The organism is Lysinibacillus sp. NPDC093197 (genome assembly GCF_044754025.1).
GTDB lineage: Bacteria > Bacillota > Bacilli > Bacillales_A > Planococcaceae > Lysinibacillus.
In genome coordinates this window covers 1-1,052 of sequence record NZ_JBIVOH010000020.1, presented here as the reverse complement: position 1 = coordinate 1,052, position 1,052 = coordinate 1, and the positions used below count along the sequence as shown (strand labels likewise).

Below are 1,052 nucleotides of genomic sequence, written 5' to 3'. Positions count from 1 at the left end.
GGCGTCCATCCATGAAGAAAGACTCTAATAAACAACCAAAACAAGCACCGGTAGAAGGCTCACCTGAAGCACTTCAAGCAGAAATCGACCGTCTACGCATGGAAAACGAGTATTTAAAAAAGTTGAACGCCTTAGTTCAATCCAAAGAAACATCACCAAAGAAGACAAAGTAAAGGTCATCTATGAATTAAGGCATAAATACTCGGTGAAGGCACTTGTCGCATTCGCACAGATTCCACGGAGTACGTATTATGACATAGTGAAGAAACTGAATCGTACCGATCCAGATACCGAATTAAAGGCCGAAATTCAATCCATCTATAACGAACATGAAGGCCGTTACGGATACCGTCGCATTCGTGATGAACTCGCTAATCGTGGACGAAGAGTGAATCATAAGAAGGTACAACGTATCATGAAAATACTTCGTTTAAAGTGCGTAGTCAGAATGAAAAAGTATAAATCATATAAAGGGACAGTCGGTAAAATCGTACCGAATATTTTAGATCGCAATTTTACAGCTGAAGCCCCTAATGAAAAGTGGGTAACAGATATTTCAGAGTTTAAATTGTTTGGTGAAAAATTCTATTTATCCCCTATTTTAGACTTATTTAACGGAGAAATTATCACTTACACAATTGGTCATCGACCAACGTATTCACTTGTCTCAGAAATGTTGGAGAAAGCATTAAAGAAGTTACCAGAGGAACGCCAATTACTAATGCATTCCGATCAAGGCTGGCATTATCAAATGAAGCAATACCGTCACGCACTTGCATCAAAAGGCATTGTGCAAAGTATGTCACGTAAAGGCAACTGTTATGACAACTCGGTGATGGAGAATTTCTTTGGGATTTTGAAATCGGAATTCCTTTATTTAAAGGAGTTTGAAAGTGTTGAGCATTTTAAATTGGAACTAGAAAACTATATAACGTATTACAACACGAAACGAATTAAGGCAAAATTAAAACTGAGTCCGGTACAATACCGAACTCAGTTTACCCAAGCTGCCTAAATGAAAAAACCGTGTCTAACTTTTAGGGGTCACTTCA

Annotated in this window: 1 pseudogene; it reads left to right on the top strand. The window is 38.1% G+C overall.

Annotated elements, in window-relative coordinates:
- A pseudogene (locus tag ACIP9G_RS22680) lies at positions 1 to 1,015 on the top strand (IS3 family transposase); the annotation flags it as partial.
- Positions 1,016 to 1,052: the final 37 nt, after the last annotated feature.